Genomic DNA, 437 nt, shown 5'->3' with positions numbered 1-437 from the left:
TCAGACGGGCTTGCGCGGCACGGTCCCGGTCGTTCCGGTCGTTCCGGTCGTCCCGGTGCGCGAGACGTTGCCGCGCGCGTCCTCGACCTCGACCTCGGTGTGGCGGACCTTGTCGGAGACCGTCTCGGTGCGCTGCGTCGCGTCCTTGCGGATGCCCACCTCCTCGACCACCCGGGCGTCCTTCGACACGACGGCCTGCTCGCTCATCTCGGTCGCCTCGAGGGTCTTGGCGGCGAACAGCGCCTCGTCGGCCGCCGTCACCGGCCGGTCGACGGCGCGGCGCTCCACGTGCACGGTCTCGTCGCGCAGGCTCACCTGCTCGCTGACCGGCGTCTCGACGGCGTAGGAGCGCACCCGCACCCGGCCCTGATCGACGACCCGCTTGCCGACGTTGAGGCGCTCCTCCACCACCGGGATGTACTCCGTCCCGCTCGCAG

General features: G+C 72.3%; 1 protein-coding gene. It reads right to left on the bottom strand.

The genetic code is table 11. The annotated features are described in order from the left end of the window. Positions 1 to 437: YsnF/AvaK domain-containing protein (locus tag DT057_RS35210; RefSeq protein ID WP_128566587.1), on the bottom strand; the 437-nt coding region annotated here is incomplete at its 5' end.

This window comes from Methylobacterium crusticola (assembly GCF_003574465.1).
Taxonomy (GTDB): Bacteria; Pseudomonadota; Alphaproteobacteria; order Rhizobiales; family Beijerinckiaceae; genus Methylobacterium; species Methylobacterium crusticola.
Note: the sequence above shows the minus strand (reverse complement) of the source record. Positions and strands in the feature narration are given on the sequence as shown.